The sequence below is a fragment of the Shewanella baltica genome, assembly GCF_900456975.1.
GTDB lineage: Bacteria > Pseudomonadota > Gammaproteobacteria > Enterobacterales > Shewanellaceae > Shewanella > Shewanella baltica.
The window spans coordinates 1,782,273-1,799,039 of record NZ_UGYM01000002.1 but is presented as its reverse complement, the minus strand read 5'-3'; the positions used below and the strand labels follow the sequence as shown (position 1 = coordinate 1,799,039).

10 protein-coding genes and 1 pseudogene are annotated in these 16,767 nt (G+C 45.6%); 4 read left to right on the top strand and 7 right to left on the bottom strand.

The genetic code is table 11. From position 1 onward, the window contains the following. Window positions 1-424 precede the first annotated feature (424 nt). Genes DYH48_RS08125 through DYH48_RS08115 form a run of 3 tightly spaced genes read left to right on the top strand, consistent with a single transcriptional unit; the run spans window position 425 to window position 4,472 of the window. Complete coding sequence (locus tag DYH48_RS08125; protein WP_115334480.1) at window positions 425-3,880, top strand: intermembrane phospholipid transport YdbH family protein; 3,456 nt, start codon at window positions 425-427, stop codon at window positions 3,878-3,880. 13 nt (window positions 3,881-3,893) lie between these two features. Beyond that, window positions 3,894-4,112: a YnbE family lipoprotein gene (locus tag DYH48_RS08120; protein WP_012587505.1), complete on the top strand. Its 219-nt coding sequence runs from the start codon at window positions 3,894-3,896 to the stop codon at window positions 4,110-4,112. A 24-nt stretch (window positions 4,113-4,136) separates the two neighbouring features. Continuing rightward, window positions 4,137-4,472, top strand: coding sequence for a YdbL family probable chaperone protein (locus DYH48_RS08115; RefSeq protein WP_006081899.1), 336 nt, complete (start codon window positions 4,137-4,139; stop codon window positions 4,470-4,472). 79 nt (window positions 4,473-4,551) lie between these two features. Here DYH48_RS08115 and DYH48_RS23665 read toward each other — a convergent pair whose 3' ends face one another. Then, window positions 4,552-4,719 carry a hypothetical protein gene (locus tag DYH48_RS23665; protein WP_172481165.1) on the bottom strand — a complete coding sequence of 56 codons (168 nt, stop codon included), beginning with the start codon at window positions 4,717-4,719 and terminating at the stop codon, window positions 4,552-4,554. A gap of 87 nt (window positions 4,720-4,806) precedes the next feature. Between DYH48_RS23665 and DYH48_RS08110 the strand changes: the two are divergent. After that, a pseudogene (locus DYH48_RS08110) lies at window positions 4,807-4,902 on the top strand (DUF1318 domain-containing protein); the annotation flags it as partial. Window positions 4,903-5,178: 276 nt separating this feature from the next. Here DYH48_RS08110 and DYH48_RS08105 read toward each other — a convergent pair. The 6 genes from DYH48_RS08105 to DYH48_RS08080 form a co-directional block, all read right to left on the bottom strand. Beyond that, complete coding sequence (locus DYH48_RS08105; protein ID WP_006081900.1) at window positions 5,179-6,021, bottom strand: hypothetical protein; 843 nt, start codon at window positions 6,019-6,021, stop codon at window positions 5,179-5,181. A gap of 401 nt (window positions 6,022-6,422) precedes the next feature. After that, window positions 6,423-6,956 (bottom strand): cell division protein ZapC, encoded by a 534-nt coding sequence (locus DYH48_RS08100; protein WP_006081901.1) that lies wholly within the window; start codon window positions 6,954-6,956, stop codon window positions 6,423-6,425. 200 nt (window positions 6,957-7,156) lie between these two features. Next, a complete protein-coding gene (gene pyrD, locus DYH48_RS08095) occupies window positions 7,157-8,176 on the bottom strand; it encodes a quinone-dependent dihydroorotate dehydrogenase (protein WP_006086283.1) in 1,020 nt (339 codons plus the stop codon). Between the two features lie 63 nt (window positions 8,177-8,239). After that, window positions 8,240-13,084: an NAD-glutamate dehydrogenase gene (locus DYH48_RS08090; protein ID WP_011846980.1), complete on the bottom strand. Its 4,845-nt coding sequence runs from the start codon at window positions 13,082-13,084 to the stop codon at window positions 8,240-8,242. A 264-nt stretch (window positions 13,085-13,348) separates the two neighbouring features. Continuing rightward, complete coding sequence (locus tag DYH48_RS08085) at window positions 13,349-15,664, bottom strand: efflux RND transporter permease subunit (protein ID WP_012089377.1); 2,316 nt, start codon at window positions 15,662-15,664, stop codon at window positions 13,349-13,351. Window positions 15,665-15,696: 32 nt separating this feature from the next. Beyond that, complete coding sequence (locus tag DYH48_RS08080) at window positions 15,697-16,713, bottom strand: YCF48-related protein (RefSeq protein WP_115334479.1); 1,017 nt, start codon at window positions 16,711-16,713, stop codon at window positions 15,697-15,699. Window positions 16,714-16,767 lie beyond the last annotated feature (54 nt).

Below are 16,767 nucleotides of genomic sequence, written 5' to 3'. Positions count from 1 at the left end.
CGCAATTCACTCACCAAGAGTTATTTAATCAAAAGTTAGCTAGCCCAAAGTTAGCTAGCCCCAATTCACTAGCCCTATTCGCTAGCCCTATTCGCTAGCTCGAATAACAGATTAGGTACAAGAGCCTGTAAAGCTTCAACTATTGACAGCAGGCTCTTGTCTATTCGATGATCCTTTCACATTAGTCAGCTAAGCCCTTGAGTGTTAAACTGCCTCTGATGCTCGTGCACGCTGCGACAGCGGCTAAGAAGACGGCTCCTAGAGTCAGTGACTAAAGACGGTTACTAATGTCAGTTGCTAAAGACATTTGCTAAAAAAGTACCTCAGCAAAAATGCCGGTGCAAAGCACGCGTAATTGTATTTGTGCAATGCTAAGGCACGAGTTTGATCAGGGCTCAGTGAATAAGGAAAGAAGTCGAACCCAATGCCAATCCACAACAAGCCAAGCCGTAGCAGTGCCTCTGATAGCAAGGCACCTCAACACGAGGCAACGGAGACATCCGCAGACCCTCACACTGGTGCTGCAGGTTCTGGAACGGATACTCATGTTGCAAAACAAAGCCGCCGTAAATTCCCCCTAAAAAAGACCTTATTGGCGACCAGCTTAACGGGCATCTTGGCGGGCGTGGCGTTAACTGTGTGGATTGTGAATACTCAGGCTGAAAAACTGATTATGCAGGCGGCAAACTTTGCCCTCGTAAGCATGGACAGCGAACTGATTGACATTGAATTAGGGAAAAGTCAGTTAGAACATTGGCGCATTACTTCTGCCAATCTTAGGGTGCATGACAGCCATATCACGCTTAATGATGTGAATATCCAGCTAAAACTTGACTGGCCGCAGAGCTTTGCCGAGCTGAAACAGTTCAGCCAAATCGCTTACCTCACTCAAAAAATCACCCAAATCTCCACAGGTGATATTGAAGTCGAGTTAGGGCAATCGCTATTTTTACCCAATCGAAATGCCATCGATGAACAAGGCCCCGCCTTGGCCTTAGATATCAAATCATTACCCCTCATCGATATCGGCAAAACCAGCCTTATTCTCAAAGCTCACCATCTCGACACCCAAAATGATTTACCCGCCTATCGTTTGGTGATGGACAAGTTGAGCCTTAACGGCGCGGGGGAAATCAACAGCGAGTTTAGCCACGAAGGTGAAAGCATCGCCAAACTCAAAGCCACACTCGCAACCCAACAGTGGCAACTGGTAAGTCAAATTGCACTCGCGCCGCTGCTTACAAGCTTGCATCAAATTAGCCTGAGGCAAGCGCAAGACAGTGTGCTGAGTCCGTTAACGGAACTTGATAAAGAGTGGCAAGCGTTAGCGATTGATTTGCAAGGTCAATTAGTGTCCGACAGCCGTATTACATTAACTTCGGGCGAACTTATCAGCCAGCACCAGTTAATTGACCCTAAGCTGACCTTTAATCAGTTGGCGGCGCTAGAACTTGCGCCAAAACCCGAGCTTGTGTCAAAACCTAAGTTAGCATTTAAGATTGCTGGGCATTTAGCCGAACTTGACCTAAGCCTTGAGCCCTTTACCTTAGCAGTGAGCCCCAATGCAGCGCAGCAACAGCGATTGATGCAGCTGCTTGATGAGACGCTGGCTAAACCTTTAACTCAGCCTCCATCCAAATCGGCAGCCAAGCCCGCTTCGGAGCAAGTGCCGGAACAAGTTGCAAGTCAAACAGCAGGTCAAATCGCTAAGCTGCTGTCAGGGCTCAAAAGCACAGATGCACCAGTGGGGATCGCGCTGACATTAACTGAAGCCCTGCATTATCCGCTGACTCAAATCCAGCAAGATGCACAGAGTCAACCGCTTAAGAATGAGCCGCTTAGCTTCAAGCTTCCCCGAATTGAGCTAAAAACCTTAGGCAGTAAACTCGATACCCAAATCGATTTGGCCAATGTTGAAGTGGTCAAGTCCGCCGAAACGCTGTCATTCAACACAGATTGGCGCCTTAACGCTAAACAAACCAGTTCACTGCAATTATCTGAATTGTGGGCGAATACGCCCCAAGATCTCAGCTGGAATAGCAGCCAGTTAACCACTGCGGGCAGATTGAGCTTTAATCGGACACCAAGCTCAACCGACTGGCAATTCATTACCACGCCTATCGGTGCTGCGACCCAAACACAGCAAAATGCCGGCGACACGCTGCAGTTCACTGTGGGCGAGCTTAAACAGCTCAGCGCTCAAGATAACAATGCGGCTAAACATGCCGATGTGAGCCTTGGCAGTATCACAATAAACGCCCTTGCGCCGCTTACCTTCAGATCGCAGCGCAACTCAAATACCAGCTCAAGTATCAGCTCAGCACAAACTTCAGTGCCCGCGTCCGATACTGCAAACCAATTCACACTGGCCTTACCGCCTTTGACCTTGGCTCTGGAGCAGCTGCATTTTTCGCAAACCACACAGACGGTTGTTACTGAAACGGCTGTTGTTGAAACAAAAAGGGCTGAAACGGCTGCTGTTGAAACGAAAGTGACAGAAGCTAGCGCTGACAAAAGCACAAACACGAGCATCACAACTAAAACTGATATGAGCGCGGGCAGTTTCTCGATTGCATTCCAAAAAGCCATGTCATTTGAGTTTAAGCCCGAGGTCGAAGCCCCACTCGACTCGCTGCTCATAGCCACTTGGCAAAATCAGCTTGAATGGCAAGCCAATCAGCTCAATATCGAAAAGCAGCTCAGCAGCAAAGGTCGCAGCCGTAAAGAAACCGTACTCAAGCTGGACAAGTTAACGCTGGCACAAAGCTTAGATTGGAAAAATAATACGCTCTTTGGTGATGAGCACTGGCAAGTGGGCACTGTTGAGCTGCAAAGCCAACACAAGCTGAACCTTGCCACTACGAGCAAACCTTTAGTGCTGACGGGTCAATGGGTTGTCGACACTAGCATGACCGAGGCATTGTCCTTGCTCAATCAAACCCAGCCCTTGCCTGCTGAGCTTAATGTCACGGGTCATAACCAATTACAGGCACAGTTTAATTTAACCCAACAGCGCGATCAGACCCAATTTGCCATGCAAATTACTCAGTCGATGACCGAACTTGAAGGTTTTTATAAGGACACCACCTTTGAGGGAGGGAAACTGCAGGCGCAATGTGAGTTTACTTGGGGCCAGTCTCATAAAAAACCGCAGGATAAAGGCTATTTTAGCAGTCTCAGTAAGCTCAATTGTCCGCAGACACTGATGACCTTTAACCTGTTTGATCCTGGCTTTCCACTGACCGATATCGAAGTGGAAGCCGATATCGCACTTGGTAAAGATGCCGAGAAACTGCCCGACAATTGGATACAGCAACTCACAGGCTTAAGTGACACAGATGTTTCCATGACCGCCAAAGGCAAAGTACTCAGCGGCCAGTTCCTGCTGCCAGAATTTAATCTGAAATTGCAGGATAAATCCCATGCGTATCTGCTGCTGCAGGCCATGAGTCTGGAAGAGGTTCTGCGCATTCAACCGCAAATTGGCGTCTATGCCGATGGCATATTCGATGGCGTATTACCCGTCGATTTAATCAACGGCAAAGTCTCGATCACAGGCGGTCAACTCGCCGCCCGCGCCCCCGGTGGCTTAATCGCCATTTCGGGTAATCCGGCGGTTGAACAAATGCGCCAATCCCAGCCATACCTAGATTTTGTCTTTTCGACGCTAGAACACTTACAATACAGTCAATTATCGAGCAGCTTTGACATGGACCAAGCCGGTGATGCTAAGCTACTCGTCGAAGTGAAAGGCCGCAGCCAAGGGGTTGAACGTCCTATTCACTTGAATTACTCTCATGAAGAGAACATGCTGCAATTATTTAGAAGTCTGCAAATTGGTAATGACTTGCAGGACAGAATCGAAAAATCAGTGAAGTAACAAGGAAACCTCAGTGAAGATAATTCAATTACAGCAAGTTAGCCTAGGTGCCCGACGCGCGCTTGTCGCATTGTTCGCACTCGCCGCATTGCAGGGCTGTGCGCCCACAGTAAAAATAGAACCGCCGGATAAACCTATCGTGATCAATCTCAATGTGAAAATTGAACATGAGATACGGATCAAAGTAGATAAGGAATTAGACCAACTCCTGTCAGACGATAAGCTGTTCTAATTGATTAAGAATTGAGGAATCACCATGAAATCAATCCGACTAAAAACAAAGTTATTATTGCTATTAACCCTCAGCGTCTTAAGCCTAAGTGCCTTCGCTATGTCACTTCAAGACGCTAAATCACAGGGCTATTTAGGCGAACAAGCCAACGGCTACTTAGGGCTAGTGCAAGCTAATCCCGAAGCTAAAGCCGTGATGGATGACGTAAATAACAAACGTCGCGCCCACTACGAAACCATCGCCAAGAAGAACAAACTCTCCCCCGCCGACGTAGCTAAACTCGCCGGTGAAAAAGCCATAGCCGCCACAGATAAAGGCAACTATGTGCAAGATGCCAAAGGAAAATGGATTAAAAAATAATCCGCTTTTAAAGCGCTCTAGCGCATAAAAGCAAAACGAATAGACATAAACAAAACGCCTGCAATAGCAGGCGTTTTCATTAGTGGTCGATAAAGGGAATGATTTGCTGGCCAATACCGTTGAGCGAGGATCTAGATTTTAGATTGTTTGATGGAGTTTGGTTAAGCACTGTCATTCCAGTGACTCGCAGCAAGTACATCCGTGTATGCTCGACCGTGACATCCCTGTCACGGACGGTCACTTCCATGACTGTGCTTAATCTCATCGACCCCGGCGTAAACTGGGTAACCAAATTTAACAATGGGTGTCTTATTAAATTTCTTATTAAATTTCCGCCGACGTCGCTAAACTCGCCGGCGAAAAAGCCATAGCCGCCACAGATAAAGGCAACTATGTGCAAGATGCCAAAGGCAAATGGATTAAAAAGTAGTCTGCTATTTAAGGCTCTAGCACATAAAAGAAAAACGAATAGACATAAACAAAACGCCTGCAATAGCAGGCGTTTTTGTTGATGGAGTTTGATTATGCACACTCATTCCAGTGACACGCCGTCCTGTTACCTAGTAAGAAGTATCCCTATAGGCTCGACCGTGACATCCCTGTCACGAACGGTCACTTCCATGACTGTGCTTAATCTCATCGACCCGGCGTATACTGGGTAACCAAATTTAACAATGGGTGTCTCATTAAATTTTACATGGGATTGTTAGATTTTGGGTTTGTTGTCATGCCCAATTTTTCTTAAAACAACATGTATTGTCGATAAGTAGAAGTAAAACATCCAACTAAGCCAGATAGCTGAGTCATAAGATGTTTTTTGCTTGTCATTGTGGTGTCTTACACCAAAGTTATTGGCAATGTTAAATAGATCTTGCTCATCTTTATTCGATAGCAACTGCTTAACTTTAGGCTTTAAGTACTCAAGTACATCAGCGAGATCTCTTACAGCTTGCCGCCTGTCATCAATAGTTGAACCATGACGCCTAAATTGAGTAGTTGCGACGTTTATTCTATCAACAATGTTATGATCATCAGACGGAACATCAGCTTTGAAGATTTGTTCAAACCCTTTTTCTGGCTTGCTCAAAACTTGACCACCAGTATCTAATTCGTATTTATTCTTATAATGACCTAACACAGTATTAATTTTTTCGATGAATACAGCTTGGCCATCTTTCTTATTGAAAGTTTCCCAGTGCATTCCGCAACCACCATAAGAATGCATTGTTCCATCGATGGGTTTAGATACATGCTGGTAGAGAAATTCGATAACATCTAGAAAGTCATCTTCTGTATAAGATAGGGCATACTGAGAGATTGGCCATAAGTTCTTCTTTCGAATGCTCAAGAGCATTTCAAGTTCAACGTCTTTTACCAAGCCCTCCACATGGTCGTCATCGATACACCAAAAACCAAATGCTTGAGTAAAATAACCCTCAGATTCAAGTTGATTGTAGACACGTAAAAATAAGTCGATCGTGTCCGATAATGGCAACCCATCAAGATTTGGGTTACTACCGTTTCTTTGTGAGTAATACTGATGACTCATTATTTTCCTCGTAAAAACCTAATCTTTGTATAGTGCGCATGCGCGTTTTCGAAACCTATTATCTCAAGCTGTCAAAAACCTGACCCACAACTATTTTTGCTTTTAGCGCTGCGCAAACAATACAGAAAACAGTGCCAGCCATAGTTAAATAAAAACTCCTCCCTCTTGAAACCCCAGACAACGCAAATGCTGAAAGGTGCGCAATGGTGATTGGCGAGACGACCGTCCGCCCCATGGACGGGGCGTCGAGCATCCAAGGACGGACTGGCTGCGAGTCGACGAGTGAATACCATGGCAAACCAGACTGCGTAGTGAGTTTAATACTAAAAGCAGGGCCAAATAGAGAAAACTAAGACTCACGAATTATCGGTAAGTGGTTAATATCAAAAACCAATGATGAGCTATGCCGCAACCACGTGGCGCTGCGCACGTAGGGGGTGTAAGCGATTATGCATCACTTTAATGGTTTCAAACTGCACCATAGTTTTAGCGCCCGACAAGACACATTCAGGTGACAATAACATCACTAGCGCGGACTGTAGGGTATTTTCAACTACGAGGGCGAGCACTCTTTGCTTTTGGCATTTAAGCTCAAAGACTTTACCCACATCGCTATAAACACAGACATCACTGGTATCAAAAAACCATGATTTTGGCATTTGCGGTGTCAGCATAAAATGGGCTGCGGTAGCATTGAGGGCAATTTGAACAATTGCAGCATCGGACAAAGACAGGGTTTTAGGTAATCTATCGAGTAAGCTCATATAGAATTTGGCGTGCGCAATATTAAATTCCATGCTTGATAAGGCATCTGGAATGAGTAATTTTGCTTTATAAGACGTCAGAAATTCTATCTCGGAACCTAACGATACGCCTAAAACACCATACGAATCGTTATATTTCCATTGCCAATCTTTTTGTGGCATTAATAACATAACGGTGACCCAATATTTGAACACTGGGACATAATAGTAGATATTTTATCCAATATCAAAATAAAAATAATAAAATACAAATTATTTAACAGTTACTTAGTCGATCTAATATAGGATCTTAACAGCGATCTAGGGATCCTTTTAGATCGCTGTTAAAGAATAAGATCTTATTTTAGATCGTTATATTGATCTTAAGATCATTATTTTAAGCGATATGCATTCACAATTTCTTTAATTAACTTCGGACCTTGATAAATAAAACCCGAATAAATCTGCACCATAGTGGCGCCCGCATCAAATTTAGCCAAGGCATCTTCGGCACTATTGATGCCGCCCACGCCGATGATCGGGATCTGCCCTTTCAAGCATATCGCTAACTGCTTGATCACTTTGGTAGACAGCTCTGTCAGAGGTTTACCGCTTAAGCCGCCGCTTTCATTGGCGTTGGCAAGACCGCTAACACCATCACGCGTTAAGGTAGTATTAGTCGCAATTGCGCCATCAAATTTGTTTTTAATCAAAGCTTGCGCGATATTTTCAATTTCTTCGATGGTTAAATCTGGAGCAATTTTAAGCGCGATGGGCACGTATTTTTTATGCTTTTCGGCCAGTTCAAGTTGCTTAGTTTTAATTGCGCTCAATAATTCGTCTAATAGATCGCCATATTGTAGCGATCGCAATCCTGGGGTATTGGGTGATGAAATATTCACCGCAATATAAGCCGCATGGAGATAAACTTTGTCCATGCAGATCAAATAATCATCTTTACCTTGTTCTACTGGGGTGTCTTTATTTTTACCAATATTAACACCAACCATAATGTCGGTCTTTTTAGCGATCAAATTTTTGACCAGATTATCGACACCTTTATTATTAAACCCCATGCGATTAATAATGCCTTTGGCAGGCTTTAATCTAAATAGACGGGGTAAATCATTACCGGGTTGTGGTCTTGGGGTCACAGTGCCCACTTCAACATGACCAAATCCCATCGCATGAAAGGCATCAATCGATTCGCCGTCCTTGTCCATACCCGCAGCGAGTCCCACTGGGTTAGGAAAAGTCAGTCCCATAACACTCACGGGAGCCGGTGCAATCGTTTGTCCGTATAGACACGTTAGCGGGCTATTGGCGGTCATTTTTAGACTGCCTATAGCAAGATGGTGAGCTCGCTCAGGATCCATCTGAAACATGACTTTCTGTGCGATTTTATAAAACATGTACTTTCCTCGACCTAAAAAAAGCCCCGGCGATCGCCAGGGCTTCTGATTGTTATAATAAGTTTACTTTTGGCCTTCGCAGTGAAGGATCAGAAGGTTAAGTTCACGTAGGGCGACAGAGAACTTAGCAAACTCATGGCTTTGCGACGTTTTGAAGTCAGCTAGCATGTGGAACCATCTTTCCAATAAGCCTTGATTGATCTCAATCCACTGAGAAATCACGCTTTCGGCATCACAGGTTGCACTGCAGGTTCTTAGTACCACTGAACTTAATGCACGTTGTTGCCAATCCAACTCTTCCCTAAAGGCGGCACGAGCCAGTGCTTGCCAATGGTTAGCCACAGGTTGAGCGCTGATCTGTTCTAAGAACCAGTGCAGCTCAACGCGGGCGCCGAGTTTGAAGTAAGTTTCAGCCACTAGCGCAACTGTCTTATCTTCTGTTTGGGCAATTTGGGCAATGTCTAAGGCAGAGAACAAGGTGCTCATGTTAGCCACAATGGTTGCCACAGCTTGTGGTACGTTTTCTTTGACCAAAGCATTGATCTCAGATTGGATACCCTTAGCTTCTTCTTCGACCAGATATAAATGAACGTTATCTTTAATTTGTTCAAATACTGGTTTGAAGAAGGCAACTGTCTGTTCGATGCTACCAGTGCGGTTACGGTGACGGAGGAACCAGCGGCTAGCACGACGCATATTGCGGCGTAACTGATGCAGCATTTCACCTTGAACCACAGCAGGAACTATGCCGTTTAAGTCAGTGATCGATTTAGTTAATTCAGCTAAACCAAATACTTCGCGGGCCATAGTGTAGCAAATTGCCGCGTCAGCAACTGAGGCACCAGTCTCATCTTGCATACGTTGAACAAAATTCAAACCCATGTCGTTAACGAGTTCATTGGCGAGTGAGGTCGCAATGATTTCGCCACGCAGTGGATGGGTTGCCATTTTGTCGCTGTATTTTTCCTGAAGTTTTTTCGGGAAATAGGCGATAAGCAATTGGCTTAACAGCGTATCTTCAGTGATTTCTGGGGTCACTAATTGCTCTTTCAGCACCATCTTCGCATAGGCAACCAGTACTGATAGCTCAGGACGTGTTAACGCACGACCACTGGCTAAACGCTCAGCCAATTCGTCGTCAGACGGTAAGAACTCTAAGGCTCTGTCTAACTTGCCTTCTTTTTCCAGATACTGGATAAAGCGGATCTGCTCTTTTAACTGCTCAGCACCACGCACTTGAGTCACAGAGATAGTACGCGTTTGATCTTTACAGTCTTGCAGTACGATGTGGCCGACTTCTTCAGTCATTTCTTCCAGTAAACGGTTACGTTGTTTCAACGTCAGTTCACCTTCAGTTACCATAGCGTTCAGCAAAATCTTGATGTTCACTTCGTTATCTGAACAGTCCACACCACCAACGTTATCCACGAAGTCAGTGTTGATACGGCCGCCGTTAGATGCATATTCGATTCGACCTAACTGAGTACAACCTAAGTTACCGCCCTCGCCGACTATCTTAGCGCGCAGTTCGCCACCGTTGACACGCAATGCATCGTTGGCGCGATCGCCGACTTCAGCATGGGTTTCGCGTGCAGATTTCACATAGGTACCGATACCGCCGTTCCAGATCAAATCAACTGGCATTTTCAGCAGTTCTTTCATCAGCTCAGTTGGGGTCATAGAGGTTTTCTCTGTGGCCAACATTTGCTTAATTTCTGCCGATAATGGAATGGATTTAGATGAACGTAGGAAAATACCGCCACCTTTAGAAATCAACTTGCTGTTGTAATCTTCCCAGCTTGAACGTGGCAGAGCGAATAAACGCGCCCGTTCATCATAACTTAATGCCGTATCCGGATTTGGATCGATAAAGATATGCATGTGGTTAAAGGCTGCAACCAGTTTAGTGTGCTTAGACAACAACATACCGTTACCGAATACGTCGCCCGCCATGTCACCTATACCTAAACAGGTAAAGTCTGTGGTTTGGCAATCAATACCGACTTCGCGGAAATGACGCTTAACAGATTCCCAGCCGCCTTTGGCCGTGATACCCATTTTCTTATGGTCATAACCGTTACTGCCACCCGATGCGAATGCATCACCGAGCCAGAAGTTGTATTCAAGAGAAATCGAGTTCGCGATATCAGAGAATGTCGCTGTGCCTTTATCGGCTGCTACCACTAAATATGGGTCATCTTCATCGTGACGAACCACATCCAATGGGTGGACGATTTCACCGTTCAAAATGTTATCGGTAATATCGAGCAAAGCACGGATAAAGATGCGGTAGCATTCTTGACCTTCGGTGAAGAATGCTTCACGGCCGCCTTCGGTTGGCAATTGTTTACAAACAAAGCCACCTTTAGCACCCACAGGCACGATCACAGTGTTTTTCACTTGCTGTGCTTTTACCAGACCTAATACTTCGGTACGGAAGTCTTCACGACGATCTGACCAACGCAGACCACCACGGGCCACTTTACCGTAACGTAAATGCACACCTTCAACCCGTGGCGAATAAACGAAGATCTCGAATTTCGGCAGTGGACGTGGCATTTCAGGGATCAGTGAAGGCATGAATTTAAACGAGATATAACTCTTAGATTCGCCTTTAGCATCCTGTTGGTAGAAGTTGGTACGCAAAGTGGCGTTAATCAAGTCTAAATAACGACGAATAATACGGTCATCATCTAGGCTAGACACTTCGTCTAAACGTAAATTGATCTGTTCCATAAACTTGCCCAGAGTACGGGTTTTCAGTTTAGGGTTAAATTTACGGATGAACATCTTCACCAACAAATCAGCGATTTGTGGGTAACGACCGAAGGTTTCTTCGATATAAGACTGACTGAACGTCGCATCGATTTGACGCATGTATTTGGCATACGCGCGCAGTACCGAGACTTCACGGCCCGTTAAGCCTGACGCCAGAATAATGCGGTTGAAACCGTCATCTTCTAACTTCTTTTGCCACACTTGTGACAGTGCAGTTTGGAATCTGTCTTGGCTATCGGCGATGTTGTCGGTGTTGACGACTTTAACTGTCATCAAGAAGTCTAAGATCCAGAAGGTAGAACCGTCTGAGGTCGTGACTTCATATGGACGCTCGTTGATCACGCGCAGACCAAAGTTTTCCAGCATTGGCAGCACGTCAGAAAGATGAATTGGCTCATCTTTATGGAATAGCTTTAAACGCACTTTATTGTCGTTCAGCGCCGCTTCTTGCGGTTGATAGAACAACATGCCGAGCTTGTGTTCGTCATCCAGTGCTTCGAGCTGTTGCATGTCAACGACGGCAGAGCTTGGCAATACATCTTCTTTATAGCTTTGCTCAAACGCATTGAAATAACGCTTTGTCAGATGAGTGCCGGCTTCTTCACCGAGTGCACTGTTAAGCGCAGTGCTTAACTTATCTTCCCACGAACGTGCCGCTTCTATTAAGTTGTTCTCTATGGCAGCCACATCTACATCCATATTATTGTTATCAACTTTGACTATGTAGTGAGTGCGGGCTAGCGTCGACTCGGAGAAATAAGTCGTAAACTCTACATCTTCTTTGCTGTTAAAATGCTGGGCCAGAATACGTTGAGTATCTTGGCGGAGTTTAGTGTTGTAACGATCCTTAGAAACGTACACTAAACAGGATAAGAAACGGCCAAAGCCATCTTTGCGCACAAAGAGTTTCAGCTTGTCTCTGTCTTGCATTTCTAACACGCCATGGGCCATGTGCGATAAATCATCAACATTGGCTTGAATTAGCTCGTCACGAGGTAAATTCTCAAGAATGTTTAGCAGGGCTTTATAGTCGTGTGAACGTGGGGTTAAGCCTGAACGATCTAACACACGCTGCACTTTTTCGTTCAGCAGTGGGATTTCACGTGGGCTGCGGTTATACAGGTTTGACGCATATAAACCGATAAATCTATCTTCACCAACCACATTGCCTTTCTTATCGAAACGCTTGATGCCGATATAATCGACATAAGCTGGGCGATGTACGCGGCTCTTGGCACTGCTCTTAGTGAGGATCAACAAGCTGTGGTCTAAGGCTTCTTTGCGGGCGCTATCGGAGAAGCTAGATAGCAACAAACCTTGTTCAGGTTGCGCTTTAGTGTGCTTGTTCATCAAACCTAAACTAGAGGCTATATTAGGCACTAGCTCAACGTCACCTTCGACACGATTCAAATCGTATTGGCGGTAACCTAAAAGCGTAAAGTGATGATTATTCAAGTAAGTCAGGAAGTTAATCGCTTCTTCTAACTCTTGCTTATCGCCCGGGAACGGACGTTTTGGCAATTCCTTGATCATCTCACCCAACTTGGCAGACATGGCTTCCCAGTCATTGACTGATGAAGCAACATCGGCAAGCACAGACTGAATTTCGCGCTCTAATGCTTTGATATCGACTGTGCTGCTTTGACGGTCAATTTCAATCAAGAATACGGCGACATGTTCAGTGCTTTCTGGGCTCTGATTAAGATAAGTGACATTGGTCACACCGCTATCTGAACGCTCAATGGCCAGCGGAGTGTGTAACATCATGTGAGCAGTAATACCCATACGATTCAATGCCATACCAACTGAATCTACCAAGAATGGCATGTCAGGTTGGATAACTTCAATGATCGAGTGGGTAGATTGCCAGCCGTGTTTGGCCTGGCTAGGGTTGAACACTCGTAGGTGAGTGTTACCTTTTGGCGTTTTGTTCAGGGCGTTCCATAAACTGAGAACCGCACCGTATAAATCACTGTCATTACGCGCATTGAGATCGTCTTTCGACATGTGGGCATAAAGGCAGGTGGCGAACTGTTCAACTTGCTTGGCTTGTGAATTAGGGACTTTAGCGTGAATTAAACTGACTACATTTTCAAGTAGTACTGAAGGCATTGCATCTTTCAAGGCCATGTTGCTGTTTCCTTAAGCGTCTATGGCAGCGCTTTTTTCATTATTTGGATGCTTCGGCTTAACGATCTCAGATAAATTAATGTGATCTGGATCATCGCGCGAAGTTTATTACTAAAACCGCTGTATTTCGAGGAAAATTTTAGTGGTACATCCTCTTGAAATCCAGTATTCGCGTAAACAATGAATGACAAATGACCAAACAATCGATAAAGCAGACTAAGTATTCAAAAACAAATGGGGAGCTAAGCTCCCCATTTGTAGACCCTACTTAGGTTGGCGCCAGAAAACAGCGGCCAATGCAGGAAGGATAATTATGGCACCGAGCATATTTACCACAAACATGAATGTTAACAATATTCCCATGTCCATTTGGAATTTAAGTGCCGAGAAGAACCAAGTACTGACACCAATCGCCAATGTGAGGCCAGTAAAGATCACCGCACTGCCCCGTTCGACCAACGCCTCATAGTATGCCTGTTGCACCGGCATACCGTTCGAGAGCTTAGACGACATGGTAGAGAGGATATAAATACCGTAATCCACACCGATACCGACACCCAGCGCAATAACAGGTAAGGTACTAACTGCTAAGCCAATATCCAGTTGCGTCATCAAAGCTTGCGCCAATGTCGACACCACATACAGCGGGATAATTACCGCCACAGTCGCTTTCAAGGATTTAAAGCTGATTAAACAGAGTACAAACACGGCACCATAGACGTATAACATCATAGGTAATTGCGCTTCGGCTACCGCTTCGTTGGTCGCAGCCATCACGCCTACAGGACCCGATGCCAGTTTAAACTGCAGCTTGTCGTTATCCATTTTCGCGGCGACGGCTTTCACCTTAGCGACCACAGTTTCTATGGTTTCTGCCTTATGATCTTTCATAAACAGATACACAGGCATGACAGAACAATCGCCATTTAACAAACCAGAGGTCGTCGGAATTTGGCCAATGGCCTGCACTAAACTCGCGGTCGTGCGCGGCAGCACTTCCCACCTTGGATTACCTTCGTTAAAGCCTGCGTTCACTTTTTTAGCAACCGACGCCAGACTCACAGTCGACTCGACCCCAGGCGTATTACGCACTAACCACTCGAACTCATCAATTTGAGTGAGCACATCGTGGTAAGTACAAGCCTCGGGCGCCGCCTCAACAATCACAGTCATCACGTCGGTGGTGATGGAGAAATGATCTGTGATGAAGAAGGTATCGAGGTTATAGCGCGAATCTTGGTGTAACGCTGGCGCCCCGCCCTGTAAGTCACCAATCTTCATCTGATTGGCTTGTTGCAGACCGGCAAAATACAACACCACAGTGGCAATAATCACCACCACAGCGTATTTAGGCGTCGCGAAACGTGCTAAGAAACGCCAAATCGCTTCAGTGCGGACTTCTTCAGCCGTCGGCTCTGCGGTTTTATTGACTTTGATTTCAGTAAAAGAAATCACCAAAGGCAACAGGATAAGGTTAGTGAAAATGATCACGCCCACACCGAGTGATGCCGAAATCGCCAGCTCGCGAATAATCCCGATATCAATCGACAACAGGGTAATAAAACCAACAGTATCAGACAGTAAAGCCACACCGCCCGGTACTAATAAACTGCGAAATGCCGAAGCCGCCGCCGCTTTGGTGGTTTGTCCGTCCATCACGCGGCGCCTTACCGCGTTGATCATCTGCACCCCGTGGCTGACCCCGATGGCAAATACCAAAAACGGCACCAGAATCGACATGGGATCAAGACCAAAACCAATCACAGTCAATAAACCAAGCTGCCAAACCACAGCAGTTAAACTGCAGACGAGGGGTAAAACGGTCAGAATGATTGATTTAGAGAAGAGGTAAACCATGACGGCGGTGATCAAAATGGCGATCACAAAGAACAGCAATACGCCCTTAGCACCATCGGCCACATCCCCCGCCATCTTGGCGAAACCTATGATGTGAATTTTAACCTTGTCGGTTTCAAACTTGCCCCTGAGTTCTTTTTCGAGCTGCGCCGCAAAGGCAATGGTATCTAAGGGTTTACCTGTTTGTGGATCAAAATCCATCAACTGAGCCGACACCATGGCCGCACTGTAATCGTTGGCAATTAATCGACCAACGATGCCCGCTTTTTCAATATTATCGCGCACGGTTTCGAGCCCTGATACTGAGGTCGAAAAATCCGCAGGAATAACGGGCCCGCCAGCAAAACCATCTTCAACGACTTCTGTAAAACGAGTGGAAGGCGAAAAAATCGATTTCACCTGCGCGCGATCAACCCCAGGTATAAAAAACAGCTGATCGTGCACGTTTTTTAAGGTATCAAAATAGTTCGCATTAAAAATATTGCCGCTGGTGTCTTCCACCGCCACCATGATGCTGTTGGCGCCACCAAAATCTTTTTGGTGTTTCAGGTAGGTCTGCATATAACTGTGATGCAGTGGAATGTTTTTAATGAAGGCCGCATCCATTTTGAGTTGACTGGCTTGAAAGCCTAAAAACAACGTCAAAAACACAAAAATGCCGACGACCCACGCACGATTGCGGAATAAAAATGACTCAAATCCGTTGACCAGTTTTTCTAACATCTTCTCGGCCCTGTTATTGTAGTTTTAAAATTTTATGGCTTAAGAATAAACAGCCCTTGGCTGCCGGATAACCACATATTCCCTTGATTATCCTTCGCAATAGAGACTAAGTTTTCCCCTTGGCGACGAGTGACAATACTGCTGGTATCATCCCCATTCAGCTTAATCACTATCCCTGCATTTCCCACGAGATAAACCGCATCGTCCGATACTGACATCGCCCCATTGATTGAAGATTGCACGGGCAGTTCGATTTCATTCCACTGGCTTAAACTCACGTCAGCTTTGAATATATGACCGCGAAGGCCCATCACATACACGGCATCTTTCGTTTCAATGGCATTAAACATAGAGCCATCGTAATCAAAACTGGTACGCGCAAAGGTTTGGCCTTGATCGCTTGAAACGGCCACTAGACCTAACTCGCCGACCAGTAATAAACGTCCGTCAGTCAAGGTTAAAATACGATTAAAGTGCGGCAATAATGAAGCGCGTGCGCTCATGTAGGCTGATTGATCGCTGCCTTTCAACTCCGCTAAATAGGACACATCTTCTTCGGCTAACAGCTCCTCATGGAACTCGTCGCTCCAATGGGCACCACCATCATTAGTACGATAAAACAAACCGTAAGCCCCAATGGCGAACCCCTTGTTTTCATCTAAAAAGACCACATCAAGGAATGGCTTTTCAATCTCGGGCGAATGCATCTGCTGCTGCCAAGTTTGACCGCCATCCTGAGTATGTAAAATGGTCGCATCATGGCCCACGGCCCAGCCGAGTTTGTCATTAAGGAAAAACACTTTGGTCAGCTGCGAGCTCACGGGTGTCGCCACTTGATGCCAACTGCCGTCATAAACCAGAACATGACCGCGTTCACCCACAGCCACTAACCCTTTGCCCACGTTGGCAATATCTAAAATCAGGGATGAAGCCGCAAGCGGTTGAATTTGAGAAAAAATCGGATCAGAGGGGGTTGCAGATAACGTAGAAGGGAAAAAAGCGCCACCGAAACTTAATGCAGCAACACACTGAAGGATGCGAAACGACATACAAACTTCCTTAAACTAATGAGGGGCGCAGAGCGCCCCTTTATTTGTGGCGTA